The organism is Erythrobacter insulae, from assembly GCF_007004095.1.
GTDB classification, from domain to species: Bacteria; Pseudomonadota; Alphaproteobacteria; order Sphingomonadales; family Sphingomonadaceae; genus Erythrobacter; species Erythrobacter insulae.
The window spans coordinates 1,087,700-1,112,918 of the sequence record NZ_VHJK01000001.1 but is presented as its reverse complement, the minus strand read 5'-3'; the positions used below and the strand labels follow the sequence as shown (position 1 = coordinate 1,112,918).

Sequence of the window (25,219 nt, the reverse complement as noted above, 5' to 3'; positions counted from 1 at the left end):
TCAAAACAGTCCGAATTAAACATCATGCGCCTTTCCAATCTCGCAGATTACGCTGTCATCACGATGAGCGCGGCCGCCGGCCATTGCGGCGGAAGCCGGATCAGTGCGAGCGAGCTCGCGGCTGAAACCGGCCTGCCGAAACCGACCGTGCAAAAACTCGTCAGCAAATTGACTGCTGCCGGTTTGCTGCGGTCAGAACGCGGCGCGAATGGCGGTATGCAACTCGCGCGGCCAGCCGCCGCAATCACAGTCGCGGATATTGTCGAAGCGGTCGAAGGGCCCATTGCGCTGACGGCCTGTATCGAGGCGACTGGCGATTGCGATCACGAGGCACGCTGTACGATGAAGCCGCATTGGCCTGTAATTAATGACGCGCTGCGCAGCGCGCTGGCGAATATCAGCCTGACCCAGCTGCGACCCCAACCTCTCTCAATTGAAAAAGAACTGGCATGACCGAAAACGTCGATCTCAAAACCCATGAAGATGAAATTGATGCCGATGCCAAAGCGGCGGCTGCGGCGAACGCCGGAGAATACGAGCACGGCTGGTCTTCGGACATTGAAACCGAATTTGCGGAAAAAGGGCTGAACGAAGACACCGTTCGGTTCATCTCCGGCAAAAAAGGCGAGCCGGAGTGGATGCTCGACTGGCGCCTGAAAGCATTCCGCCTGTGGCAGGAAATGGAAGAGCCGGATTGGGCCAAGGTCGGCTATCCGAAAATCGATTATCAGGATGCGTATTATTACGCCGCGCCCACCAAAAAGATCGAGCTGGACTCGCTTGACGATCTCGATCCCGAAATAAAGCGCGTCTACGATAAACTCGGCATTCCTTTGGGCGAACAGGAAGTTCTCGCCGGGGTGAAAGGCGCAAAGAAAGTCGCCGTGGACGCTGTGTTCGACAGTGTCAGCGTTGCGACGTCTTTTCGCGAGGAGTTAATGCGGGCGGGTGTGATCTTCCGCTCGATCTCAGAAGCAATCAAAGAATATCCCGAGCTCGTGAAGAAGTGGCTGGGCCGGGTTGTGCCGACGCGCGACAATTATTTTGCCTGTCTCAACGCAGCGGTCTTTTCCGATGGCACTTTTGTTTATGTGCCCGAAGGCGTGCGCTGTCCGATGGAGCTCAGCACCTATTTCCGCATCAACGCCGAAAACACCGGTCAGTTTGAACGCACGCTGATCATCGCCGAAAAGGGCGCTTACGTGTCCTATCTCGAAGGTTGCACCGCGCCGATGCGCGATGAAAACCAGCTGCACGCCGCCGTGGTCGAATTGGTTGCGATGGAAGATGCCGAGATCAAATATTCAACCGTTCAGAATTGGTATCCCGGCAACAGCGAAGGCGTGGGCGGGATCTACAATTTTGTGACCAAGCGCGGGCTGTGTCAGGGCGACCGCTCCAAAATCAGCTGGACGCAGGTGGAAACCGGCAGCGCGGTGACATGGAAATATCCGTCCTGCGTTCTCAACGGCGAAAACAGCGTTGGCGAGTTTTATTCGGTCGCTGTGACCAACAATTACCAACAGGCCGACACCGGCACCAAGATGATCCATAATGGCAAGGGTTCACGCTCGACGATTATCTCCAAAGGGATCAGCGCCGGGCATTCGAACAACACCTATCGCGGCCTCGTTCGCGTGGGTCCGAAGGCCGAAGGTGTCCGCAATTTCACCCAGTGTGACAGTCTGCTGCTCGGCGATAAAAGCGGTGCGCACACCGTGCCCTACATCGAAGTGAAAAACCCCGGCGCGCAGATCGAGCATGAGGCCACCACCTCGAAAATCAGCGACGAACAGATGTTCTACGCGCAGCAACGCGGGCTGGACGAGGAAGAGGCTGTGGCGCTGATCGTCAACGGTTTTGCCAAGGATGTGCTGAAGGAACTGCCGATGGAGTTCGCCGTCGAAGCGCAGAAATTGCTGGCGATTTCTCTCGAGGGGAGCGTGGGGTGACCGACCGCAAGAAGCTCGCCCTCAAGCCTGCCTCCGAACAAGGCGACGTCACCGAGAACCTCAACAAAAAGGGTCGCGGTTGGAAGATTTCGGACAAGCGGCTCGACGAGCTGCATGACCGCGCCCGCGAAATGAAGCGGTTTGCTACGCCTGCGCACAAGGCGCTGGCTGCGCGGTTCGCGACCGCTGATCTGGGCCGCCACACGTTCAAACGTTTTGCCGTGGTTGGCAGTGCGATTGTCGATTTCAATTGCCACAGCCTCGGCATGGCCATCGACATTTTTGAAGATGACGACAACGAAACGCTCGCCACGCGCCGCGACAAAAGCCTTGAGGCGGTCGGCATCAAGGTGATGCGCATCCGTGCCTCGGATATCCTTGATGATATGGACAAAGTGCTGGAGCGGATCACGCACGGTATGCGCGCCCGTATCGGCGACAAGCGCGATGCCGCCCGCGCGCACCGCGAGGCGAATCCGAAGCAAGATTATTACAGCCGCCGCGATTAAGCAGCGACGCCAAACCAACAGAATTTGATGAGATTGTTCGCATGTTGAAAATTGAAAACCTCCACGCCGAAGTTGACGGCGCCCAAGGCAAGAAAGCCATCCTCAAAGGCCTTTCGCTGGAAGTGCCTGCGGGACAAGTCCACGCGATTATGGGCCCGAATGGCGCGGGAAAATCCACGCTCGCCAATGTGCTGGGCGGAAAGCCCGGTTACGAAGTGACCGGCGGGTCGGTGACGTTCAAGGGTCAGGATCTGTTCGGCCTTGATCCGCATGAACGCGCGGCCACCGGTCTGTTTCTCGGCTTTCAATATCCGGTTGAAATTCCCGGCGTATCGAATGTTCAATTCCTTCGCGAAGCGCTCAATTCACAGCGCAAATATCGCGGGGAAGAGCCACTTTCGGGCGGCGAATTCCTGAAACTTGCCAAAGCAAAGGCAGGACTGCTGAAGATGGACATGGAAATGCTCAAACGGCAGGTGAATGTGGGTTTTTCCGGCGGTGAGAAGAAGCGCGCCGAAATGGTCCAGATGGGTATCCTTGACCCCGCCTTTGCCGTCCTCGATGAAACCGATAGCGGGCTCGATATCGATGCTTTGCGGATTGTGGGTGAAGGGATCAACTCGATCATGCGTGCGCCCGATAAAGCCGTGCTGCTGATCACCCACTATCAACGCTTGCTTGATGTGGTGAAGCCGGATCGGGTCAGCGTTTTGGCCGATGGCCGGATCGTGCAAACCGGCGGACCGGAACTGGCGCTGCGCCTCGAAGCTGAAGGCTATGACGCCGTAATGGCAGAAGCGGCCGCGTGATGACGCAGAACGCAACCTTACCAACGCGGCGCGATGAAGCCTGGCGCTATGCCGATATCGATGCAGTTCAGCGGCTGGGCGCAGGGGCGCTTGATGCGTGGGACGAAATCAATGTTGCCGATGGCGATACGTGGCACCACACCATGGTCGTCGGATCTGACAGCCCCGAATTGCACCGGTTTCGCATTGTCCTTGGCGCTGGCGCGCGCGCAGAATTGTTTGCGACCAATATAGGCGGCGATTTCACTCGGGTCGAAGTGGAAGTCACACTGGGAACAGGTGCGCATTTTGAATTTGGCGGCGTGACAATCGGCGGCGGCGATGCGGTGCGCGAATTTGTGACCACCACGATCCACGCACAGCCGAACGCAACCAGTAACCAGACCGTGCGTAGTGTCCATTGGGGCACCGGCACCGGAAATTTCATGGGCGAAATCAAAGTCGCGCGCGGTGCCCAAAAAACCGACGCTGCACAGGATTTCAAAGGCTTGCTGCTCGAAGCGGGTGCCAGCGCCAATGCCGTGCCGCAGCTCGAAATTTTTGCTGACGATGTCAAATGCGCCCACGGTGCAACGGTCGGCCAGCTGGATGAAGCGGCGCGGTATTACATGGCATCGCGCGGGCTTTCTCCCGCGCAGGCCCAGCGTTTGCTGGTTCAGGCGTTTATCGGCGATGCGTTTGTCGAACTCGAAGACGAAGCCGAGCGCGAGACGCTTTTGGGCGCGGCGCTGACCGCGCTTGAACGGGTGACCCTTTGAACGCGCCAGCAGCCATAAACGCTCTGCCGGACCTCCGCAGCGACTTTCCGGGGATGGTGACCCGTGACGGAGCGCCGTGGCATTATCTCGACACCGGCGCGACCGCGCAGAAACCGCGCGCGGTGATTGACGCGATGGCGCGCGCTTTGGGACCGGATTACGCGACTGTGCACCGCGGTGTGTATTCGCGCTCAGCCGAAATGACGTCCGCCTACGAGGCTGCACGCCGGACGATTGCGACGTTCCTTGGCGGGAACGAGGAAGAGATCGTGTTCACGCGCGGCGCAACCGAGGCCATCAATCTGGTGGCCAACAGCTGGGGCAAGGCAAACTTGGCACCCGGTGATCGAATTCTGCTTTCCCAGCTTGAACATCATTCCAACATTGTCCCGTGGCAGATGATCGCAGAGGCCACAGGTGCGCAAATCGACGTGTGCCCGTTAACCGATGATCATTGCATTGATCTGGACGCGGCAGAAGCGATGCTGACCGATCGGCACAAGCTGGTCGCGCTGTGCCACGTTTCCAACGTGCTTGGCAGCGTGCTGGATGCCCCGCGCGCGGCGCGGCTTGCGCATAAAGTCGGCGCAAAAATCCTGCTCGATGGCTGTCAGTCGGCTCCGCATATGGCGGTGGACATGGCGGTGCTGGATTGCGATTTTTACGTGTTCAGCGCGCATAAGCTTTATGGCCCCACCGGGATCGGCGCATTATGGGCGCGTAGCGAAATCCTCGATGCGATGCAGCCATGGGAAGGCGGCGGGGCGATGATCGACCGGGTGACCTTTGAAAAGACCACCTACGCTCCGGCGCCACAGCGGTTTGAAGCGGGCACACCGGCCATTACCGAAGCCATCGCGTTTGCCGCAGCCGCCGATTATGTCAGCGCTGTGGGAATTGACCGGGTGCACGCATCCGAAGCCGAATTGGTCGCCCGCTTGCGCCGGGAACTTGGCGCGATGAACGATGTGACGCTGTTCGGCCCCGCCAACAGCGCGGGCATTGTCAGTTTCGCGATCGACGATATTCACCCGCACGATCTCGGCACGATCCTTGACGAGGGCAATGTCGCGATCCGTGCCGGTCACCATTGCGCGCAGCCTTTGATGGATTATCTTGAAGTTCCGGCGACCGCGCGGGCCAGCTTTGGCCTCTACTCAACTCATGACGACATCGACGCGTTGCTGGAAGGGATTGCCCGCACACGCCGAATTTTTGGAAAAGGGACAGGCTCATGAACAAGCCTCAGGACGAAAAAGAATTCGTCGCCGCACCTGCGCCGAACGAACAACAGGTAGAAAAGCCGCCGCGGGCCCGTGTGTCTGATGCGGTTGATCCCGATGTTTCTGCGCAGCCGCGCAAACGCGATTACCTCGATGGATTTGTGAACCAGCAACCGGCAGAAGGCGCTGTGGGCGGCGCAGGCAGCGATTTGCAGGCCGCCGTTGTCGAAGCGCTCAAGGAAATTTTCGATCCTGAAATTCCGGTAAACATCTATGATCTTGGTCTGATCTACGGGGTTGAGGTTGATGATCAGGCCGATGCGACCGTCACCATGACTTTAACCACGCCGCATTGCCCGGTTGCCGAAACCATGCCGGGCGAAGTGGAGCTGCGGGCTTCGTCTGTCCCCGGTATCCGCGATGCCGAGGTCAATCTGGTCTGGGATCCGCCATGGAGCCCGGAAAAGATGTCTGATGAAGCGCGCCTCGAGCTGGGGATGCTGTGATGGCTGATGTGAAAACGCGCAAATTGCCGGCAGCAGTCACGCTTACCAAAGGTGCGGAAGAACGCATCGCGCATTTGATGGGTCAAGCCCCGGACGACGCGATCGGTGTAAAGCTATCCACTCCGCGGCGCGGATGTTCGGGTCTTGCCTATTCGGTCGATTACGTCACCGAAGAGGCAAAATTCGACGAGAAAATCGAAACCCCCGGCGGCACTTTCTACATTGACGGTGCGAGCGTCCTGTATCTTGTCGGGTCGATCATGGACTGGGTTGAAGACGATTTCACCGCCGGTTTTACCTTTGAAAACCCCAACGCCAAAGGCGCATGCGGTTGCGGCGAAAGCTTTATGGTTTGATCCCGGCGCGATGATCGCCGGGATAGAGCGCTAAATCGCCTTCAGATCAGTTCGTCGTCGGCCAGCCGCCGGAGCAAACGCTTTTCGAGCGCGTCGATCTGGCCATCATCGTCCAGCGCGACATCAAGCCAGTCTTTTTCCGCTGCGGTGACCGCATGACCGGCATCGGCATCGCCGGAATAGTCGTTTTGCGGCCCATCTGTTCCAGCAAGGTGTTCGGCCAACCAACGGATGCGGGTTGGCAGGCTCGCATCGCTTTTTGCCATTTGCGAGAAAAAGCGCCCGATGTTGGCGGAATTGTCTTCGATTGTGCGGATCAATTCCAATTTGCGTTCATGGCTAAGCTGGGCGTTGTCGAGCGAAAATCCGCGCAGATGATTGGTAATCCCATCGACGAACAGATCACCCCAACTTGGATCATTATCATTGGCCAACGTGGCATTTTTTAACCGCAATAGCAGCTCTGCATCGAACCTGCTTACCGCCGCCGGACCATACCCGCCGCTTGAGAAAATCACGCGGCGCAGGATTTTAACCTCGGCTTCGCTGATATGTACCGAAGACAGCTCCCCGCCGCAGCGGGTGGGGCCGGTCCCCGTCAAAACTTCATTTTCGATCTGACCCAGCACATAATTCTTGAGTGCGTCCGGCACATTTTCAGCGCGTTCGACGATCCGAACGAGCGTTTCCAGTTCGACCATGCTTTCTACCACACCGTCATGATCGACCTGTGCAATCAGCCACTCTGCCTCTTCGGGGCTGCATTGCAGGCGCGGCTGCGCGGCGTTGAGGACATATTCCCCGATCGCCTCGACAAAGAAATCGCACCATGCCGGGTCGCGATCGGAAAGAACATTGTTGATCGCAAACAGCGCCTCGGCCTCCTCGCGGGTGATGATGCCATCACCCCATCCCTGACGGCGCAGGCCCAGCAATTCTTCGGGCGATACCACGCCATCGGCTGCGGCGCGGTGGGCGAGCTCGGTAAAATGTGTGGTCATAGCCTGCGTAAAACCTCTTTAAACAATCACGCGGCGCTATACCGCGAATGTGCTTAAGACGGGGTTACCGCTGCGCAACCTCGGCAAGGCACTGGCTTCTGTTCACAGGTCCACCGCCTTCGCGCAGACGGGCCTCGATATGGGTTGAAATGGGCTCTGCGCCAGCATTGAGGGGGTAAAGGTATATATCGAGGACGCAGGTCTCGCCTGCGAATTGCAGTTTCCGGGAGTCCCCCTCGGTCAGGTCGATCCGCGGCTCGCCAAGCCGGTCGAGCAGCGCCGACGCGCGGACCCCAGTGATCCCTTCGAGGCCCGCCTCACGCTGAATTGATGGCGCGCGAAAACCCGAACTTTGCGGCGCGGCTTTGGAGCCAACACCAGCAGAGCTGCCCGAAGATGTGTACGTTGCGGCCGATCCCCCTGCGCAGGCAGGCAACAGCATGATCATAGCCAGCAACACTGCCTTACGCATCGTATGTCTCCAATCGGCGCATCGCATCATGGGCCAGATGCGTGCCAGCCGCTGCCCCTATCACAGGAGCAATCAAATTGAGAAACGGCACGAGCATCATCGCCGCAATCGCGCCGCCAAGCATCAATCGTTGCCCGCTGGGCACGGGGGTGGGCAGGGGTTTGCCATCGGTATGCCTGAGCCAGCCCATATCGGTGAGTTCGCGGCCCAACAACACCGCATTGACCGCCAGAAAAACAATTGCAGGACCAAAAGCTGTGAAAACCAGCACCGCAGCCAGCGGCAGCGCCAGCAGATTGAAACCCAATGCGCGGCCCAATCCTCTGAGCGAATTGGCGATATCTTGTGGCAGCGGCAGCGGCTTCGCCTTGTCGGCCAGATCGGGATAGTGTTTGGCCTCGACCGCGGCGACGATTTTATCAGCGAAAAACTGCAAAACGGCGAGCGCTACGATCCGAAACAAAAACCAAAAGGCGATGACCGCGATAATTGCCGCAGCCGCAGCCTGCGCCAGGCCGCCCGTTTCCCAGCCCGCCCGGGCGAACAGCCATTCCAGCCCGAAATACAATCCAACACCGGCGCCCACGAACAACAGCAGCGTAATCGCAATGCTTTTTGCCGCCACGCGCAGGATCGCCGGATCGCCCAGCTGGCCAAAGGCTTTGGACAAGGATGAGAGCACCGCGTTCATGCCTCAGCGATGATGCGGGCTCTGTCCGAAGTCAAATGCCAATCTACCGTTCATCCACCCCTTGGCGTATTGACCGGTTCCCGCTAGGCGGGCGCCACCTTCAAACGCTTTGCAAAATATCAGGACGAATTCTTGTGACAGACCCCCGCTATGACGTGATCGCCATCGGTAATGCCGTGGTCGATGTAATTGCCTCATGTGAAGAGGAGCTGATCGAAGAGCTCCAGCTTAATCGCGGCGGCATGACCTTGATTGACGAAGCGCGCGCCGATGAATTGTACGCCGCAATGCCGCCTGCGCGCGAGCTGTCGGGCGGATCGGCGGCCAATACGCTTGCGGGGCTTTCTACCCTTGGCTTGCAATGTGCCTTTATCGGGCAGGTCGCGGATGACCAGCTGGGCAAAGTGTTCCGCCATGATATGCGGGCAACCGGCATCGACTTTGATACGCTAGCACGTAGCGGTGAACCTGCGACGGGCCGTGTGCTTATCCTGGTGACGCCCGATGGCGAGCGGACGATGAACACTTTCCTGGGTGCTGGGCAATTCCTGCCAGCGGCGGCTCTCGACGAGGATCTGATTACCAGCGCGAGCATTTTGTATCTCGAAGGCTATCTGTGGGATCCCGAAGAACCCCGCCGCGCTATGCGCCGCGCCATTGATGTCGCCAAAAGCGCGGGCCGCAAGGTCGCCTTTACCGCCAGCGAAAGCTTTGTGATTGATCGCCACGGCGATGATTTCCGCAGCATGATCGAAGACGGCGTGATCGACATCCTGTTCGTCAATGAAAGCGAGCTCGCTACGCTCACCGGCGAAGATGATTTTGAAGCGGGCCTCGCATCGGTCGCGGGCAAAGTTCCGGTTCTGGTTGCCACGCGCAGTGAGAAGGGCGCGGTCGCCATTGCCCACGGCATGCGCGCTGAAGTTGCGGCGGAACCGATCGCCAAGGTGATCGACACAACCGGCGCAGGCGATCAGTTTGCCGCAGGCTTCCTGTCGGGCTTTGTCAAAGACGCACCGCTTGAGGTGTGCCTGAAACGCGGTGCAATCGCTGCGGCCGAAGTGATCTCACATTATGGCCCGCGCCCGGAAACGGATATGCAGGCTCTTATGGCTGATAAATTGTCGTAAAGATTGTAGGCACCGCATGACAAATCCGCGATGTGTCATGCGGTGCCTACACGGTTTAATTTCGCAAAATCAAATGCTTGCCAGTGTAGGCCTCGGGTGACACTTGCCCAACAATGATGGGCCGCGTTCAGAGTGCTGACGATGTGAAAGAACCACTTGCTGTGTAACGCAGAGCGTGGGTGTAGGAAAATTAGGGCTGGGGCCGGTAATCCTCACTCTGCAGGGTCAGCATGTAATCCGCGATCTGCTTTGCTTCGCCGGGTGAGAGTTCGAAATCCATCTGCTCGGGATAATTATGCGCATCCAGCAGCCACGGCGCCAGCGTTTCGCGCGTTAACCCTTCACGATTGGCGATAGAGGCGAAGGTAGGCGCTTTCGGATTGGGCGATTCAAAGGGTTCCTCAACCGCGTGGCAATCGCCGCATACCCCTGCAATCAGCGACGGCGGGGTTTGCGCGGATGCGGGCAATTGCGGGCGCATTCCTGTCTGACATGCAGGCACAAGGAAAACGCAGCCGGTTAAAGCGATAAAGCGAGCGATTGTTGGGTTCATCATGCACCCTTTTAAGCACCAATTCGGCCGCTAAACCTTGATCTGGATCAATTTTGCGCGGCTTTTTGCTCCATCTCGCGCGCGATTTCCCTGTGACCGATGTCCCTCCGGCAGAACCCGCTTTCAAAGCGGATCGCATCGACCGCTTTATAGGCTGCTTTTTGTGCTTCGGTAACGTTCGCACCGGTGGCGGTGACATTCAGCACGCGGCCTCCGTTTGCGATCAAGGTCCCGTCTTTGATCGCGGTGCCGGCGTGAAAGACTTTCGCGCCGCCCGTTTCGGCCGATCCCAGATCAATCGCGCCGCCTTTCTGGGCGCTGGCGGGATAACCCTCTGCCGCCATCACAACCGTTAGCGCGGTTTCATCGGCAAAATTCGCCTCGGCGCTTTCCAGTTCTCCCTTTGCACAGGCGAGCATGAGCGCGGCAAGATCGCTTTGCAGCCGCATCATCAACACCTGACATTCCGGGTCGCCAAAACGGCAATTGTATTCGATCAATTGCGGGCCGCTTTCGGTGAGCATCAGACCCAGATACAGAACCCCGGAATAGGGCATGCCCTCGGCGCGCATCGTATCAACCGTCGGGCGGAGAATTTCATCCATCGCGCGCTGTTGCAAATCCGGCGTCAGAACCGGCGCGGGCGAATAGGCGCCCATGCCGCCGGTGTTCGGTCCGGTATCGCCTTCGCCAACGCGTTTGTGATCCTGCGCGGTGCCAAACGGAACAATGTGGGTGCCATCGGTGATTGCAAAGAAACTGGCCTCTTCCCCATCAAGGAACTCCTCGATCACCACTTCAGCGCCAGCCTCGCCGAATTGACCGCCGAACATATCGGCCAGCGCGGCCTCTGCCTCGGTGCGGTTTGGCGCGATCACCACGCCTTTGCCCGCTGCCAATCCGTCCGCTTTCAAAACATAGGGCGCATCGAATTTGTCCAGCGCTCCGCGAGCCTGATCCAGCGACGTTGTGCGGATATAGCCGCCGGTCGGGATGCCGGCGCGCTGGCACAGATCTTTGGTAAATCCCTTTGACCCTTCGAGTTGGGCGGCGGCTTTATCCGGCCCGAACACAGGAATGTTGGCTGCACGCAGGCTATCGCCCAAACCGTCCACCAAAGGTGCCTCTGGCCCGATGACGACCAGATCAATGCTGTGCTCCTGGCAAAACCGGACACAGGCGGCATGGTCGCTGGCGTTCAGCCCGATGAGCTCGGCACATTCTTCGATTCCCGGATTTCCGGGGGCAGCCAGCAAACGCTCGACACTTGGGGATTGCGCCAGCTTCCACGCCAGCGCATGTTCGCGCCCACCCGATCCAAGCAAAAGGATATTCATGGCTCGCGCCCCCTCACAATATGATGACAGTTCCGAATCTGGCGGTTTGGTAGCGCGCGAGCGTCAGGGCGACAACGCCCCACCGCTGTCGATCACCGAGATTTCGGGCCTGCTCAAACGGACGGTCGAAGATCAGTTCGGTCATGTGCGCCTGCGCGGCGAAATGTCGGGCGTGAAACGGGCGGCATCCGGCCACCTTTATTGCGCGCTCAAGGATGATAAGGCCGTGCTCGACGGAGTGATGTGGCGCGGCAATGCCGGGCGGCTCTCCTTTGCACCCGAAGACGGGCTTGAGGTGATCGCGACCGGCAAATTGACGACCTATGCGGGGCGGTCAAAATATCAGATCGTGATCGATTCGCTTGAACTGGCGGGCGAGGGCGCTCTGCTGGCTCTGCTCGAAAAAACCCGCGCCCGGTTAGAGGCAGAGGGCCTGTTTTCTCGGGACCGCAAACGCGCTCTGCCCTATCTGCCCCGAACAATTGGCGTGGTCACATCACCAACCGGATCGGTTATTCGCGATATCCTCCACCGGTTGGCAGATCGTTTCCCGAGCCATGTTATCGTTTGGCCTGTTCTGGTTCAGGGTAAAGGCGCAGCTGAGCAGGTATCCGGCGCAATTCGCGGCTTTTCAGCCCTCCCGGCAGATGGCCCTGTTGCGCGCCCCGATATTGTGATTGTCGCGCGCGGCGGCGGGTCGATCGAGGATTTGTGGAGTTTCAACGAAGAGGCCGTGGTTCGCGCCATCGCCGAATGTACCATTCCGGTTATTTCTGCTGTCGGTCATGAGACCGATACGACGCTGGCGGATTACGCTGCGGACCGGCGCGCCCCGACCCCCACGGCGGCGGCGGAAATGGCGGTGCCAGTGCGGGTCGATCTGGAAGCAACGCTGGCCGATTTTGCCGCTCGCCAGCGCCGGGCGGTGTATCGTCCGGTTGAGCTGGGCCGGGAACGGTTGGAGGCCCGCGTGCGGCGGATGCCCAAGCCCGAACAGATCGTGCAGACGCAGACACAGCGCCTCGATGATCTTGCCGAGCGGTTGCGGCGCGGATTGATGGACCGGGCCGGGCAGGGGCGGGAACGGCTCGCCGGGGTGGCATCGCGCCTTTCGCCCAATGCGCTGAAACGGGCGCATGGCGATGCGCAGCGGCGGCTGGATAATATGCGGCTCGTGCCTGCATTGATCGAACGGCCACTGGCCGCGAAGCGCGATGCTTTGGCGGCGCTGGCCCGGATTGCCGAGCAATTGCACCCCGAAAAACCGCTGGAGCGCGGCTATGCGATTGTCCGCGATGCCAATGGAGCGGCGCTGACCAGCAAGGCTCAGGCGGAGCGTGAGGCGGCGCTTAAGCTCCAATTCAAGGACGATGTGCTTGAAGTGACGACGGGCGCTTCAGGCGCGGCCCCGCCATCTGTCACTTCACCGGCCAAGCCCAAGCGCACACCGAAACCAAAGGCCACTCGGGAGCCCGCATCCGGAACCCCGCCGCGCCAGAACGATTTGTTTGACTAACTTTGCAATGCTAGAGCGAAACCCATGTTGATGTCATCCGGCGATAAAGCCGCCAAACTCCATTATGGCCCTTCCACTTTCCGCGTTTTGCGGCCGGGGCAGCATGTATTCTGTGCTGTGTCGGGAGAGGTCATCCTGCTCGAAGAATTGCGCTATTGGAGCGCCCAGCATCAAGAGGCCTATGCCTCGCCGGAAATCGCGACCAAGCGCCTGCTTGGCGAGGTTTAACCGATGGCGAAAGGCTGGATACCCCTAAGCGTTGCCGGAGCTGCCTTTGCCGGCCTGATGAGCTGTGCAGGTGCCGAAGCCGAGGGTCCGGAGCCGGTTGTCGCCGCCAATCCGGTAGAAGCAGGCGAGCCAGCGCCAATCGTAATTCAAGGCCAGATTTCCCCGCCTGACTTCGAATATGCCGGTGAACTCACTCAAGGCGGGTGGATCAAAGGTTCTGTGCCGTATGGCACCGTATCGGCTACGCTTGGGGGACAGCCGCTGGAACTCGGCGACAAGGACCGCGAATTTTTCGCCGCTTTTGACCGCGACAGCGCGGGCAGTCTTACCCTCACCGCAAAGCTAGCCAATGGTGCAACCTATTCCGAAGAGCTGACCATCTCCCCGCGCAAATGGAATATCCAGCGTGTGAACGTGGCCAAGCGCGGTGGCGGCAGCAGCGAGGCATGGTGGAAAAAGCGCGAGCCGGAATGGCTGGCGATCAAAGGCGCGCGGGAAAAAATCACTGGCGCGGCTGGCTGGCAGCAGGATTTTATCTGGCCGGTAAAGGGGCGCATTTCGGGCCAGTTTGGCCGCCAGCGAATCTATCGCGGCGAACCGGGCAGCTATCATTCGGGCATCGACATTGCGCCGGGAAATGGCGTGCCGTTTGTCGCTCCGGCTGACGGTGTGGTGGTGCTTGCGCGGACAGGCTTCAGCCTTGAGGGCAATATCATCATGATCGATCACGGCGCCGGGCTTAACAGCGCATTTCTCCACGCGTCCAAGATTGCGGTGAAAGAGGGGCAAAGCGTGCGCCAAGGCGATCATATCGGCAATGTTGGCGCGACAGGCCGGGCAACCGGGCCGCACCTGCACTGGAGCCTCAAATGGAACGATGCACGGCTTGATCCGCTGCTTTTGACGGGTCCGATGAACTGACATGAAAAGCGCGCGCCGCGTGATCGCGGCGATCACGGTTGCATGCCTTTGCGCGCCGGGAACATGGCTGCGCACGCCGGTGTCGTGGGATCCGCCTGCCACACTCAAAATCGAACAGGTCCAGCAGGCCGGAGATACCGGTGTTTCGGCCTGGCCCGGCTGGAGCGTTGCGGGCGTGTGGCATTATAGCGGGCAAAGCCTGCTGTTCGGCGGATTTTCGGCTTTGGCGGCTTTGCCGGATCAGCGATTGATGGCATTTTCGGATCGCGGCGCACGGTTCACGCTGTCACAGCCGGATACGGGCATATCCCAGTGGAGCATCGACCGGCAGAAATTCGATTTGCCGCTGGCGACTGCGATCCCCGATGCAGAGGCCGCCGCGATAGATTCCGATGGCGCGCAATATTGGCTCGCGTTGGAAAATGCCCACGGCATTTACAGGTTTGACCGCGATAATACCGCCAGCGGCTCGATAAAGCTGCATGCAGCTGCATTGGGCTGGACGAACAACACGGGCGCCGAAGCGATGGCGCGGTTGCAGGACGGGCGCTTTGCGATCCTGCCCGAGGGCCGCCGGATCGGTTTGATCTTTGCCGGTGATCCAATCGAAACGCGCGTGTTCAAAACATTCGCATATTTGCCGCCCATTCCCGGCCATGCCGCGACCGACATGGCGCAATTGCCCGATGGCCGTGTGCTGTTGTTGCTGCGCAATCTGGACCCGTCAGGCGGAATTCCGGTGTTTGAAAGCAAACTCGCGGTCGGCCCCGCGCCGGACGCTGATGGTGATCTGCCATGGGCGCCGCAAATCACTCTTGATCTGGCCGGCGTCATCCCGCGCGAGAATTACGAAGGGATCGCGCTGCGCGAAATGGCCGACGGCCGCGTTGCAGTCTGGCTGATTTCGGATGATAATCTGTCGGTGATGCAGCGGACTTTGCTGGCCAAGCTGATCTTTGATCCAGCGGAAGCAGCACCGCCGGAGTAAGCGCGCAAACGCAAAAGGCGCGCAGAGCCAAGCTCCGCACGCCTTTTCAGCGTCACGCCTTTACCCGAATGCGTTAAGCGGCAGCAGCAGCTTTTTTAAGTTCACGCTTAACTTTCAAAGCGCGCGATGAAAGTTTGTCATCCTTGGTTTTCAGCAACCAATTGTCGAGACCGCCATTGTGCTCAACCGAGCGCAGGCCGTGTGTCGAAACGCGGAATTTAAAGCTACGCTCGAGCTTATCGCTCAGCAGCGTAACGTTCTGCAAGTTCGGCAGGAAAACGCGCTTGGTCTTGTTGTTGGCGTGGCTAACATTGTTGCCCACCTGGCGACCTTTGCCGGTCAGTTCGCAAATACGCGACATGATATCTCTCATCTATTCACGGTTACGGGCCGCACGAACGATTCGGCGGACCAGAAAATCGGGTTATCCCGGAAAGCGGCGCGCATAGCCGGGCACTGGCGAATCGTCAAGCAAAGTTGCGTGGTTGCCCGTGCGCCGCTACCGCCCTTCCTATGACCAGATGGCCAATACCGCAAGCAATGAAGCAGGCTCTTGAAGCCGCCCAAGCGGCGGCGGGCGCAGGCGAGGTCCCTGTCGGCGCGGTCGTTGTGAAGGGTGACACCGTAATCGCGGTGGCTGCCAATGCGACCCGCGTCCCGCCCGATCCAACCGGCCATGCTGAAATTCGCGCCCTGCGCGATGCGGCGGCAAAGCTCGGCGATGAACGCCTGACCGGATGCGATCTTTACGTCACGCTGGAACCCTGCGCGATGTGCGCCGGGGCTATCTCTCATGCCCGTATTGCGCGGCTATATTACGCCGCGAGCGATCCGAAAGGCGGCGCGGTCGAGCACGGCACAAGGGTGTTTGAGCACAAGCAATGCCTGCACCGGCCCGAAGTGTATGCCGGGATGGGAGAGGAAGAGGCCGCCAAACTGTTGCGGACGTTCTTCAAAGACCGGCGCTGAGGCTGTGTTTTAGCCCTCCAGCCATGCAATCGCTTCATCCTGCTTGTCCAGATCGAAACAGCGCAATTTCGGCTTGATCAGCGGGTCCATCAACCCCGCCATGCTTTTGATCCAGGCGGGCCCCCCGACAATGGCATAACGATCCAGCTTGCCCATAAGCTCAAGCTTACCGGAGAAAACTTCGCTGCTGAACATCGTGTCGGCATCAAAGCCGTGCCAATTGCGAATGACGAGCATCAGGCGCGAGCAATCGGAATCACCAAAGCGGGCGCGCAACATCGCTGTTCCGCGTTCGGACTCTTCGCGATCGAGCCTGCCTGTGATCTCGTATGCGGCGATGTCCGGCTTGCCGATATCCAATTCGTGCACTGCACCGCGATGGGCGCCGTCCGTCTTTCCCAGCACCCATGCGAGCGCCGCATCGGCTTCATCCTCGTCATACACTTCATAGACCACGCCGGGCAGCAGCGCGCTTTCGAGCCGTGCCCCCGTTCGAACCCAATCATTGTCTGACACCACCGCTATACGGCCCAGGCCATAAATCCATTTGAACAAAGTGGGCATGTGCGCCAATTCGATTGCCACCGCCGAGAACGAGAAATCGGTGACTGCCGTCACATCGATCAGGATGTTGCCTCCACCGCCCGCCTTGTTGCGCTCACGCGCAAATTCGACGAGTTTTTCGGCGTCAGCCTGAAGGAATTCGCCCATCACAACCATGCGATGCGCGGTGTCTGATATCTGCTGGATGTTGATCATGTTGCAAATATACGCGGCCAGCGATTGCCCCGCATTGATCAAGATCAAAGAATTATCACAATCCCCGCCAGATTTTTGCTCTGGCCGTGTCGCGCGCGCCAAATCTGTTCGCGTCACACCGAACCGGGCGGAAGCGTTTGCCGTAACAAATCCGCAGTTCCTGAAGCCATCCGCGCTGGTTGAGTTTCACACCCACCGCGCTCGCTGGAATGCCGGTATTGGCATCGGCAAAGGCTTTGCGGATGCGGCCTGCGGTCAGGCCGTCTTCGCGGCTGATTCGATCAAAATCGGGGATGCGATAACTGTCCCACAGAATGCGCGTAACCTTGAAATAGGTTTCGGGCCGTTTTGTCATGCAGCTGCCATGCTTTGCCCATTGCCGCGCCACCAACCGCGCAGATGGCATCATGCACAGATTGCGGCGCATCTCCTTCGGCGTCAGCTTGACCGGTGCCGGGCACCATTGCGGCCAGCTGCCTGAACTTTCGGGCCAGAACCCATGAACCACGAGGCCAAATCGGCCATTATCGCCCGAACATTGCGTGCGATGGGCGCGGCTGTCTTCGCGCGGCTTGCAGAACTCGGGCGACCAGCTGAGCGCCATTGTATAGCCCGTCACCGGCAAGGCACGAGGGCGGCTGTCCGGCGATATTTGCGGCACGCTGGAAATGCTTGGCATTCGGCATTGGTATGCCTGCGCTTGGACGGCGGCGGGAACGGCCAGACTGGCAAGAGCCAGGCCGAGGCTAATCGAATGTCGCAGGGTCAATCTCCTTGATCGCAAACCATTCCTGCGAACCGCGTGTATACAGCAGCGCGACCGCTGCAAGCGCAATGCATTGACCGGCGAGAATCCCGGGCAGGGCGTATAGCACGGGGAAATTGGCGACGAGCAGCACGGCTTTGACCCCTGCCATGCCGGTAATGAACATGCGCGCAAACCGGCTGGCCGCGATCCACACCAGAGCAATCGGGATCAGCTCTACAGTGAACCACGCGGAGCTGGATACGATGGTCCAGTCGCGGTTCCAGTCCAGGCCAAGACCGAGCGAGCGCAGGAATTCCTCCTGAGCGGGCAAATCGAACAGCGCGACCGCGAGGTTCCAGATGGCAAGGATCAACAACACGCCTGCGAACAGATTGATCGACCACGGTCTGGGACCCTTTGCGAACTTCATAGAGGCGTAAAATCAAGACCCACATCGGCGGCAGGTGCGCTTTGGGTGAGGCGTCCGACCGAGCAATAATCGACACCGCTCGCTGCCTTGGCCTTGATCGTATCGAGGTTGATCCCGCCGCTTGCCTCGGTTGCCGTGCGTCCGGCGACGATGGCGACGGCTTGTTCGAGGACATCGGGCGACATATTGTCGAGCAGCAGATGATGCGCGCCTGCTGCGATTGCCGGTTCGATCTGGTCGAGCCGGTCAACTTCGCAAATGATCGGTTTGACGCCGGCATCGCGCGCGCGGCGCACTGCTTCTCCTACGCTGCCTGCAACTGCAACATGATTGTCTTTGATCATCGCTGCATCCCACAGGCCCATGCGGTGATTCTGTGCCCCGCCCATGCGGACCGCGTATTTTTCCAACACCCGCAGACCGGGCAGGGTCTTGCGCGTATCGAGCAGGGTGCAGTTCGGATTGTCCATCGCATCGACATAGGCGCGCGCCATGGTCGCAATGCCGGAGAGGTGCTGAACAATATTAAGCGCGCTGCGCTCCGCCGTCAGCAGCGCCCGCGCATTGCCTTTCAGCCGCATCAGATCGGTCCCGGCGTTCACTCCGTCACCATCGGCAACCAGCGCCTCGATCTCGACATCAGGGTCAAGCGCGCGAAAGAACGCTTCGGCCAACGGAAGTCCCGCGACCACAATCGGATCGCGGCTGTCCATCACGCCAGAAAAGCGCGCATCGGCGGGAATTACGCTGGTCGAGGTGACATCTGCACCCCCGCCATCGAAACCTATGCCGAGATCTTCATCAAGGGTGCCGCGCACAAAGCGGGTGAGGTCGAAACCGGGGAGTGTGAAGTGAGCCATAGTTTGTGTCTGTGGCGTTTTTTTCTTTGCGCCTCAAGCGCTGGCGTTCGCATTCGCTCACTTGGCTCCCCGCCACAAGGCACCCCAGCCGGCCAACCTTGCGATGCCTGCGCCGTTGAAACTGGCCTGCTTGAAGAATTAGCTGCAGAGCTCCGCCTCGAAGCGCGCCTAGATCAATGCACGAACCGAGCAACGACATCGCGATATGACCGCGAAACTTTCACTTCGGCGCCGCTATCCAGCACCAGGAAGCATTCGCCATTGGTATGCGGTTTCACCTGACGCACCTGATCGAGATTGACGATCGTGGAGCGGTGTACGCGTTGAAATTTGCGCGGGTCGAGACGGCGTTCCAGATCTTTCATCGTTTCGCGCAGGATCAGCGAATTGTCGCCGGTATAGATGCACATGTAATCGCCCGCAGCCTCGATATGTTCGATCGAGTCAACCTCGACGCGGAAAATCTGGCCGCGATCCTTCACATTGATAAGCTTTTCGAAGCGATCCGAACCGGCGTCTTCGGCTTCGCTGAAATTGGCGGCGCGCTCCGGGGCGACCTCGGCCAGCACATCCAGCAATTGCTCGGCATCTTCAGCGGATTTCTTTTCTGCGATCCGCTGGCGTACACGCTCGATCGTGTCGGCCAGCTTGTCTTCATCGACCGGCTTCATCAGGTAATTGACGGCATTGGCTTCAAACGCGCGGATTGCGTGTTCTTCATAGGCGGTGACGAACACGAACAGCGGCGGTTCAATCTCCATCACGCCTTTGACCACGGAAAACCCGTCAAAACCGGGCATCTGAATGTCGAGGAAAACAAGATCGGGCTTTTCCGTTTTGATCTTGCGAATAGCCTCGCGTCCGTTGGAGCAGGTGTCGATGACTTCGACGTCTTCAAACGGCTCAAGCCGCACTTGCAGGCCTTGAATGGCGAGTTTCTCATCATCAACGAGTATGGTGCGAATAGTCATAATTATGATCCAGTGGCGCGTTGGGGGTTTAACGTTATGACGTTGGTGGCATCGGGGGTTGAGCCAGCATCATCAGGTTTATCGGGGGTTTCCACGGGCGCCTCTTCCAAAGGCTCATATGGGATTTCAATCATCACTGTGAAGCCTCCGCCCGGTTCGGAGCGGGTTTCGAACAGGTGACTGTCGCCGTATGCCTGCATCAGGCGATTGCGGATATTGGCCAGCCCGACGCCGGTCGATACGGTCTGGCTGGGCGCGGGATTGCCCAGATGATCGATAATGGCGTGATCCATCGGGCTATCGATCCCGGGGCCGCTGTCTTCCACCGTCATTCGCAACCGGTCACCAATAACACGCGCGGTAACCGATATCCGCGCGCCTTCCTCTTGCGGGCTCACCGCATATTTGATCGCGTTTTCGACCAGCGGTTGCAGCAGCATGGAGGGCAGGCAGGCGATCCGGGCTTTATCCTCGATCTCGAAATGCGTGCGCAGCCGTTCTTCAAACCGCATCCGCTCAATATCAAGATATAGGCCGAGCGTTTCAATCTCCTGCTCCAGTGTGACCTGACTGCCCGGCTCTGCGATCAATGTGTGCCGCAAAAAGCTCGACAGCCGTGTCAACATCGCATTGGCCGGCTCAGTCTGTTTGAGCAGCACCAGCGTGCTGATGGAATTGAGCGTGTTGAATAGGAAGTGCGGGTTCAGCTGATAACGCAGCATCGCCAGTTGCGCCGCAGTGGTCTGCGCCTCCAGCCGTTCCAGCCGGTCCGCCTGTTTCTCAACCGTCAGGAAGAAATTGATCGCGTAATACAACGCGCTCCACCCGCCGAGGATTGTGAGCGGGATGTAGGTAAGGCCGATAAAGCGCTGCGCAAAAGTCGTATCGCGGGTGCCGCCGTAATAGATACCCTGAACCCATGCATCGATCGAGGCGTAGACAATGACCGCTCCGAACAGGACCAGAGCGGTGCCGCCCCATGTCACGATCGGTTTGCGGTCGATCAACTGGCGATAGATCACTGACAAAACGAGGCTAATCGAAAAACCAGTTATGGTTGTGACAAGGATCAATGCGAGCAGATTTAGCGGCAATCCATTGGCCGCTGCGTTGACCGCGCGCAGCAGGAATGCTCCGCCCCAGCCTGCCAGCTGGAGGTTCCAAAAAGCCCGGTTCTTGCTCGCGAAAAACGGCGCGGGCTGGATCTGAAGCACTGCCATATGATTATGCCATAGCCCAATTTTGCAAGCTTAGCAGCGGATTTTACGGATGTCGGCGTATTCCCGCACCGTTTTGGCGCAGGATTACGGTTTGGCGCGGCCTTTATCCGGGTCGATCAGGCGGCCAACATGCACCGACCAATCGGGCCGCTCACCGGCTTTGCGCAAAGCGGAAATCCGCTCCGATTGCGTTTCGACAGCCTCTGCGCGGTCTTGCCATTGGTCGTGCGAACCGCGCAGCAGGAATGCGCCGCCATTCTGGGGTTTGTACTCGCGAAAAAACTGCGCGGCTGCGGCCGGGTCATATCCGGCATTGGCGAGCAGCCACGGCATCAGGCGGTCCGCTTCGCGCTCGGTTGCGCGAATATTGCGGCGTTTTCTGCCATTGCGATCCAGCCAATCGCGATGCGCAAGCAGATTGTGTGCAAGTTCATGCGCAATTGCCGCTGCAAGCAAGCCTTCGCCAAGCGCAAAACCATCGAACCGAGCGCCAATCACCACGCGTTTGCCATCGGCGACCGCGCGTTCGCCTTCGTTGGAGAGTTCAAAACGGGTCTGGCAAACGCTTACGGCTTGCGGCGCGGCTGTGCTGCCATCGCCGAACGTAAAGCGCGTGCTGCCATCCGCTTTCAATGCGCCGTCAATCGCATCATGCACCTGTACCAGACGTTTCCATTCGAGCCGCGCGCCTGCTTTCAATGCATTCGGGTCTGTATCGCCAATGCGTGTGATCTCTCGATTACGTGCAAATGCGCCTTCGAGTGCGGCGGGCGAACCGCGTGCCGCGGTCTGCACGGCAAAATCACGCTCCAAACCCAAAGCCGCGCGGGCGATATCGGGCTCTCCGTAACTGGCCAGATCCTGCAATTGCAGCCCGATCGAAGGGCGCGGGTCAGGGCAGAAATCGGCATTGCCGCGCACCAGCCGCCAGCCAATATCCTGAAGCAGTTGGTCCGCGTCTTGAAATCTGGCGATGGCCGCGCGTTCGGCGGACAAATCGACATCGGCGGGATCAGGCGCTGAAGCAGCAGCCGGGCTGGCCAACATCGCGGCAAGAGCGCACCCGGTCAGCCATCGCCAAGCGTCAAGCACACGCCGAGCCATCAGCTGCCGATTTCGTCGAGCGCCTCTTTCAGCGCGTCATATCCAACCATTCCGCCGATTGCTTTGTCTCCGGCGACCCAGGCGGGGGTTCCGCTAAAGCCGAGCGCCTGGGCGAGGCTGAGATTTTTGGCGATCTCGATCGATACCGCATCCGATGCGGCATCGCTGCGTGCGCGTTCGATGTCCAATCCGGCCTCAATCGCGGCGGCTTCGATGGCTTCGGGAGTGGTCGGGCCAAGTTTGAACATGGCTTCGTGAAACGCGGTGTATTTGCCTTGCATTCCTGCGGCGAGCGCCATGCGGGCGGCGCCGTCGCTGCCTTCGAAGATGGGCCATTCGCGCATCACAACCTTCAGATCGGGGTCTTCCGCGATCAAACGGTTCACATCGGCCAGGCTCGCTTCGCAATAGGGGCAATTGTAATCGGTGAACTCGACCAGAGTTTTCGATCCTGCGGGATTGCCCATGACCGCGCCGGGAAATGCCGCATAAATGTCTTCGCCGGCTTGAGAGATGCGATCGCGCGCTTGCTCGTCTTGCAAGGCCATCGCCATATCTTCGAGAATTGCAGGATTATCCAGCAGGTATGTTCGCGTGCGATTGTCAGCCAGCCCGGAATAGGACCAAGCCGCAGCGCCCAGAAAGCCAAATACGAGCGCCAAAAGCGCGGTGAGAAGCGAATTTCGCAAACTGTTTTCCATGAAATTGAGTACTAACGCGGCCTATTCAAAATGCCAGCGCCTCATCGTGATTGCATTACCGTGACCGCATTACCGTGATCGCATTACCGATCCCGCAGCTGCTCCAGCTCTGATCGCGCCTGTAAGGCAACATCCTGAGCGCGTAGCCAATCGGGCGATCCCACTGGCAGCGCGGCTTCGGCGGCTTGTGCGTTGCGCAGCGCCTGAGGATAATTGCGGTTCATCACCTGTTGTTCCGCGCTGGCCAATTTGGCGCGCGGAATATCGCCTTTCGCGGCGTAGACCACGCCCAGTTGATACCATGCAAACGGATTGAAGCGGTCTTTGGCCACGGCAGCGCGCAGCACTCTTTCCGCCTCGGCATAGTTTTCCTTATCCTCTGTCGCGATCAGGGCATGTCCAAACATCCCCGCGATCAGCGGCTGGTTCAGCGTCAGATCGGTCGCTCTGCGCAGAGGGACAAGAGCGTCCTCTGGACGGCCCGATTCCAACAGGATCTGCCCTTTCACTTCGAGGTAATACGGATTTTCAGGTTCGCCCGCGAGTAATGTCTCGGCCTCTGCCAGCGCTTTATCTATCTGCGCATCCTTGTGATAGGCATAGGCCCGCGCATAGCGCGCCGGATCGCTGGTATCTGTTTCGGGATAGGCATTCAAAGTGCGCTGCGGCTCTGCCAGATAGCCATACAATTTCGCGCGCACCCGCAGGAATCGCTCCTGCAATTCGGCATCATCGGGTTTCGACCACGATGGGTCTTCCTGCAACAGGCCGCGCAGCGTCTGGATCCGATCCCCTGAAAGCGGGTGGGTCCGCGTATATGCCGCATCATCGCCCTGACTGTAACCGCGGCGAATCTCAAGATCGCGCAGACGATCAAAAAATGTCAGCATCCCGCGACCGGAAATTCCTGCACCGGATAGATACCGCGCGCCGGCAAGGTCGGTGGAGGCTTCCTGATTACGGTTAAACGCAAGGAAGCTGCCCAGCGCGGCGCGTTGACCGGCCATAAGCGCGCCAATGGCGGCATCGCCTGCTCCGGCAAGGGCCGCGCCCACGCCAATCAAAAGCGAAAGGATGCTGATCCCGTTTGCGGCCGTGGTCCGTTCACCAAAACGCACAACGTGACCGGCGGTGATATGGCCAAGTTCGTGGGCGATGACGCCTTGAACTTCGTTGGCCGTTTCCGCCGCGTTGATCAGTCCGGCGTGCACATACACAACCTGACCGCCCGCAACGAAAGCGTTGATCGAGGGGTCATTGATAAGAACGATATCGACATTGCCCGGCTCCAGCTCGGACGCCTCGACCAGGGGCGCTGTCATGTCGCGCAACAATGCCTCTGTCTCGGCATCGCGCAAGATGGATTGCGCCGCCGCCGGATTGAGCGTGATCAGGCTGCTGGCGAGAAGCGCCAGGCAATACGCGCAAAAGCGCGGGAACGAGATATGTTGGAGCGGTCGCATCATACAGCGTGCTAACGCGTTCGCGCCTGAACGGGAACTGAAACCGTGTCCGCCGAAGTCACTTTGGCAGCGAATTCGTCCATCTGCCTCGCCACATCGCGGCGCGATCGCCATGGCGCGGCAAGCGAGATAAGCGGATCATTGTGCTCCATGTCGGGATACAAACGCGTGTCGGCAATACCGTTGGCCGCAGTCAGCTGTGTAGCCAGAATGCGGCTGTTGCGGGGTTTGACCAAAGTGTCTTTCTCGCCGTGAATGAACAACATGGGCGGCGCATCGGCGCGCAAATGGTTGATCGGCTGAGTGGCCTCTGCATCCGCAGCCTCGCCAAAGGCCGCGATAGTGGAATCGCTGTCGAATGGATAAAAATCGTACGGCCCCGACAGGCCGATAACGCCGGAAATGTCGCGCGCCGACAGGCCTTCGCCTGCGAGCCATTGATCGCGCAGCGCGGTCATCACGACATTATAGGCACCGGCAGAATGCCCTGTAATCACAATGCGTTGGGGATCGCCGCCATATTGCGTGATTGTGCGGTGGGTCCAGCCGATGACGCTGGCCGTATCGGTCAGCATTGCGGGATATTTGCCTGCCTCTTCGAGCCGGTAACCACCAAGCACGACGATATAGCCGAGGCGGGCGAAAGCCCGACCGACGAAGTCATAGTCTTCGGGATCGCCTGATCGCCAGCTGCCGCCATGAACAAACACCATGACCGGACGCGCAGCGTTGCCGGGGCTGTGTGTTTCGGGGCCCCAGACCACCAGTTTTTGCTGCGGGTGATCGCCGGTCGAAACCAGCGCCAGTTGTTTTGCGCCGCTTTCGCCTCCGGTGATCCGGTCAACCGCGCTAAGCACGGCGGGGCCATTCTGTGAAATCGCATATTGCAGCGCCAACGCGCCGATTATTCCGACCAGAACGAGTGTGCCGAGCGTCCATAAAGCCATCCGGCGCATCCTTTTCGCTGTCATTGTGCTGCCTTTCACCGAACCGTACGCGCGGCGGTATCATCCGTTCTCGCGTTCGGGGGAACAATGCAATGGG

The 25,219-nt window shown here is 59.2% G+C and carries 30 protein-coding genes; 14 read left to right on the top strand and 16 right to left on the bottom strand.

Annotated elements, in window-relative coordinates:
* The first annotated feature begins 24 nt into the window (after positions 1 to 24).
* From FGU71_RS05285 to FGU71_RS05250, 8 genes are read left to right on the top strand one after another with little or no spacing between them, the layout of a single operon-like run.
* The gene (locus FGU71_RS05285; protein WP_142787584.1) at positions 25 to 453 is read left to right on the top strand and encodes an SUF system Fe-S cluster assembly regulator; all 429 of its coding nucleotides are present in this window, start codon (positions 25 to 27) and stop codon (positions 451 to 453) included.
* Complete coding sequence (gene sufB / locus FGU71_RS05280; protein WP_142787583.1) at positions 450 to 1,952, top strand: Fe-S cluster assembly protein SufB; 1,503 nt, start codon at positions 450 to 452, stop codon at positions 1,950 to 1,952. The genes FGU71_RS05285 and sufB overlap by 4 nt, the downstream gene beginning before the upstream one ends.
* Entirely contained in the window at positions 1,949 to 2,461 is a 513-nt protein-coding gene (locus FGU71_RS05275) for a DUF559 domain-containing protein (RefSeq protein ID WP_142787582.1), read from the top strand. Before sufB ends, FGU71_RS05275 begins: the two co-directional genes overlap by 4 nt.
* 41 nt (positions 2,462 to 2,502) lie before the next feature.
* A complete protein-coding gene (gene sufC / locus FGU71_RS05270) occupies positions 2,503 to 3,270 on the top strand; it encodes a Fe-S cluster assembly ATPase SufC (protein ID WP_142787581.1) in 768 nt (255 codons plus the stop codon).
* On the top strand, positions 3,270 to 4,028 hold the full coding sequence (locus tag FGU71_RS05265; protein WP_142787580.1) for a SufD family Fe-S cluster assembly protein: 759 nt from the start codon (positions 3,270 to 3,272) through the stop codon (positions 4,026 to 4,028). The genes sufC and FGU71_RS05265 overlap by 1 nt, the downstream gene beginning before the upstream one ends.
* A gap of 53 nt (positions 4,029 to 4,081) precedes the next feature.
* Positions 4,082 to 5,266 (top strand): aminotransferase class V-fold PLP-dependent enzyme, encoded by a 1,185-nt coding sequence (locus FGU71_RS05260; RefSeq protein ID WP_234035757.1) that lies wholly within the window; start codon positions 4,082 to 4,084, stop codon positions 5,264 to 5,266.
* Positions 5,263 to 5,757, top strand: a complete 495-nt coding sequence (locus FGU71_RS05255) for an SUF system Fe-S cluster assembly protein (RefSeq protein WP_142787578.1) — start codon at positions 5,263 to 5,265, stop codon at positions 5,755 to 5,757. The genes FGU71_RS05260 and FGU71_RS05255 overlap by 4 nt, the downstream gene beginning before the upstream one ends.
* A complete protein-coding gene (locus FGU71_RS05250) occupies positions 5,757 to 6,113 on the top strand; it encodes a HesB/IscA family protein (protein ID WP_142787577.1) in 357 nt (118 codons plus the stop codon). The genes FGU71_RS05255 and FGU71_RS05250 overlap by 1 nt, the downstream gene beginning before the upstream one ends.
* A 41-nt stretch (positions 6,114 to 6,154) precedes the next feature.
* On the opposite strand, the gene FGU71_RS05245 is transcribed toward FGU71_RS05250, so the two are convergent.
* From FGU71_RS05245 to FGU71_RS05235, 3 genes are all read right to left on the bottom strand, one after another.
* The gene (locus FGU71_RS05245; RefSeq protein ID WP_142787576.1) at positions 6,155 to 7,114 is read right to left on the bottom strand and encodes a hypothetical protein; all 960 of its coding nucleotides are present in this window, start codon (positions 7,112 to 7,114) and stop codon (positions 6,155 to 6,157) included.
* Between the two features lie 64 nt (positions 7,115 to 7,178).
* Positions 7,179 to 7,586 carry a hypothetical protein gene (locus FGU71_RS05240; protein WP_142787575.1) on the bottom strand — a complete coding sequence of 136 codons (408 nt, stop codon included), beginning with the start codon at positions 7,584 to 7,586 and terminating at the stop codon, positions 7,179 to 7,181.
* On the bottom strand, positions 7,579 to 8,277 hold the full coding sequence (locus FGU71_RS05235; RefSeq protein ID WP_142787574.1) for an EI24 domain-containing protein: 699 nt from the start codon (positions 8,275 to 8,277) through the stop codon (positions 7,579 to 7,581). Before FGU71_RS05235 ends, FGU71_RS05240 begins: the two co-directional genes overlap by 8 nt.
* A gap of 134 nt (positions 8,278 to 8,411) precedes the next feature.
* Here FGU71_RS05235 and FGU71_RS05230 point away from each other — a divergent pair, with 134 nt between their 5' ends.
* On the top strand, positions 8,412 to 9,407 hold the full coding sequence (locus tag FGU71_RS05230; protein ID WP_185960201.1) for an adenosine kinase: 996 nt from the start codon (positions 8,412 to 8,414) through the stop codon (positions 9,405 to 9,407).
* 190 nt (positions 9,408 to 9,597) lie between these two features.
* Here the strand turns inward: FGU71_RS05230 and FGU71_RS05225 are convergent, their stop codons facing one another.
* Positions 9,598 to 9,963 (bottom strand): hypothetical protein, encoded by a 366-nt coding sequence (locus FGU71_RS05225; protein WP_142787572.1) that lies wholly within the window; start codon positions 9,961 to 9,963, stop codon positions 9,598 to 9,600.
* A 44-nt stretch (positions 9,964 to 10,007) separates the two neighbouring features.
* Positions 10,008 to 11,297: a phosphoribosylamine--glycine ligase gene (purD, locus tag FGU71_RS05220; protein ID WP_142787571.1), complete on the bottom strand. Its 1,290-nt coding sequence runs from the start codon at positions 11,295 to 11,297 to the stop codon at positions 10,008 to 10,010.
* Here purD and xseA point away from each other — a divergent pair.
* The 4 genes from xseA to FGU71_RS05200 are packed head-to-tail and all read left to right on the top strand — an operon-like array spanning position 11,296 to position 14,950.
* Positions 11,296 to 12,813, top strand: a complete 1,518-nt coding sequence (gene xseA, locus FGU71_RS05215; RefSeq protein ID WP_142787570.1) for an exodeoxyribonuclease VII large subunit — start codon at positions 11,296 to 11,298, stop codon at positions 12,811 to 12,813. The two genes, purD and xseA, sit on opposite strands and share 2 nt — an antisense overlap.
* A gap of 24 nt (positions 12,814 to 12,837) precedes the next feature.
* The gene (locus FGU71_RS05210; protein WP_142787569.1) at positions 12,838 to 13,041 is read left to right on the top strand and encodes a DUF2093 domain-containing protein; all 204 of its coding nucleotides are present in this window, start codon (positions 12,838 to 12,840) and stop codon (positions 13,039 to 13,041) included.
* Between the two features lie 3 nt (positions 13,042 to 13,044).
* Positions 13,045 to 13,962 (top strand): M23 family metallopeptidase, encoded by a 918-nt coding sequence (locus FGU71_RS05205; protein WP_142787568.1) that lies wholly within the window; start codon positions 13,045 to 13,047, stop codon positions 13,960 to 13,962.
* 1 nt (position 13,963) lies between these two features.
* Entirely contained in the window at positions 13,964 to 14,950 is a 987-nt protein-coding gene (locus tag FGU71_RS05200; protein WP_142787567.1) for an esterase-like activity of phytase family protein, read from the top strand.
* A 73-nt stretch (positions 14,951 to 15,023) separates the two neighbouring features.
* Here FGU71_RS05200 and rpmB read toward each other — a convergent pair whose 3' ends face one another.
* The gene (rpmB, locus tag FGU71_RS05195) at positions 15,024 to 15,311 is read right to left on the bottom strand and encodes a 50S ribosomal protein L28 (protein WP_142787566.1); all 288 of its coding nucleotides are present in this window, start codon (positions 15,309 to 15,311) and stop codon (positions 15,024 to 15,026) included.
* Positions 15,312 to 15,463: 152 nt separating this feature from the next.
* Here rpmB and FGU71_RS05190 point away from each other — a divergent pair, with 152 nt between their 5' ends.
* Entirely contained in the window at positions 15,464 to 15,919 is a 456-nt protein-coding gene (locus FGU71_RS05190; protein WP_142787565.1) for a nucleoside deaminase, read from the top strand.
* Between the two features lie 9 nt (positions 15,920 to 15,928).
* On the opposite strand, the gene FGU71_RS05185 is transcribed toward FGU71_RS05190, so the two are convergent.
* The 10 genes from FGU71_RS05185 to FGU71_RS05140 all read right to left on the bottom strand — a co-directional run bounded on the left by FGU71_RS05185 (position 15,929) and on the right by FGU71_RS05140 (position 25,146).
* A complete protein-coding gene (locus FGU71_RS05185; protein ID WP_142787564.1) occupies positions 15,929 to 16,678 on the bottom strand; it encodes a SpoIIAA family protein in 750 nt (249 codons plus the stop codon).
* A gap of 55 nt (positions 16,679 to 16,733) precedes the next feature.
* A complete protein-coding gene (locus FGU71_RS05180; RefSeq protein WP_234035654.1) occupies positions 16,734 to 17,447 on the bottom strand; it encodes a ribonuclease T2 family protein in 714 nt (237 codons plus the stop codon).
* The gene (locus tag FGU71_RS05175) at positions 17,425 to 17,856 is read right to left on the bottom strand and encodes a hypothetical protein (RefSeq protein WP_142787563.1); all 432 of its coding nucleotides are present in this window, start codon (positions 17,854 to 17,856) and stop codon (positions 17,425 to 17,427) included. Before FGU71_RS05175 ends, FGU71_RS05180 begins: the two co-directional genes overlap by 23 nt.
* The gene (gene nadC / locus FGU71_RS05170) at positions 17,853 to 18,716 is read right to left on the bottom strand and encodes a carboxylating nicotinate-nucleotide diphosphorylase (RefSeq protein WP_142787562.1); all 864 of its coding nucleotides are present in this window, start codon (positions 18,714 to 18,716) and stop codon (positions 17,853 to 17,855) included. The genes FGU71_RS05175 and nadC overlap by 4 nt, the downstream gene beginning before the upstream one ends.
* Positions 18,717 to 18,889: 173 nt before the next feature.
* Positions 18,890 to 19,687 (bottom strand): LytR/AlgR family response regulator transcription factor, encoded by a 798-nt coding sequence (locus FGU71_RS05165; protein ID WP_142787561.1) that lies wholly within the window; start codon positions 19,685 to 19,687, stop codon positions 18,890 to 18,892.
* Between the two features lie 2 nt (positions 19,688 to 19,689).
* The gene (locus tag FGU71_RS05160) at positions 19,690 to 20,907 is read right to left on the bottom strand and encodes a sensor histidine kinase (protein WP_142787560.1); all 1,218 of its coding nucleotides are present in this window, start codon (positions 20,905 to 20,907) and stop codon (positions 19,690 to 19,692) included.
* Positions 20,908 to 20,991: 84 nt separating this feature from the next.
* On the bottom strand, positions 20,992 to 21,999 hold the full coding sequence (locus FGU71_RS05155) for a M48 family metalloprotease (protein WP_142787559.1): 1,008 nt from the start codon (positions 21,997 to 21,999) through the stop codon (positions 20,992 to 20,994).
* Positions 22,000 to 22,010: 11 nt separating this feature from the next.
* Complete coding sequence (locus tag FGU71_RS05150) at positions 22,011 to 22,712, bottom strand: DsbA family protein (protein WP_142787558.1); 702 nt, start codon at positions 22,710 to 22,712, stop codon at positions 22,011 to 22,013.
* Between the two features lie 83 nt (positions 22,713 to 22,795).
* Complete coding sequence (locus FGU71_RS05145; protein WP_142788997.1) at positions 22,796 to 24,175, bottom strand: M48 family metalloprotease; 1,380 nt, start codon at positions 24,173 to 24,175, stop codon at positions 22,796 to 22,798.
* 11 nt (positions 24,176 to 24,186) lie between these two features.
* Positions 24,187 to 25,146, bottom strand: coding sequence for an alpha/beta hydrolase (locus FGU71_RS05140; protein WP_142787557.1), 960 nt, complete (start codon positions 25,144 to 25,146; stop codon positions 24,187 to 24,189).
* Positions 25,147 to 25,219 lie beyond the last annotated feature (73 nt).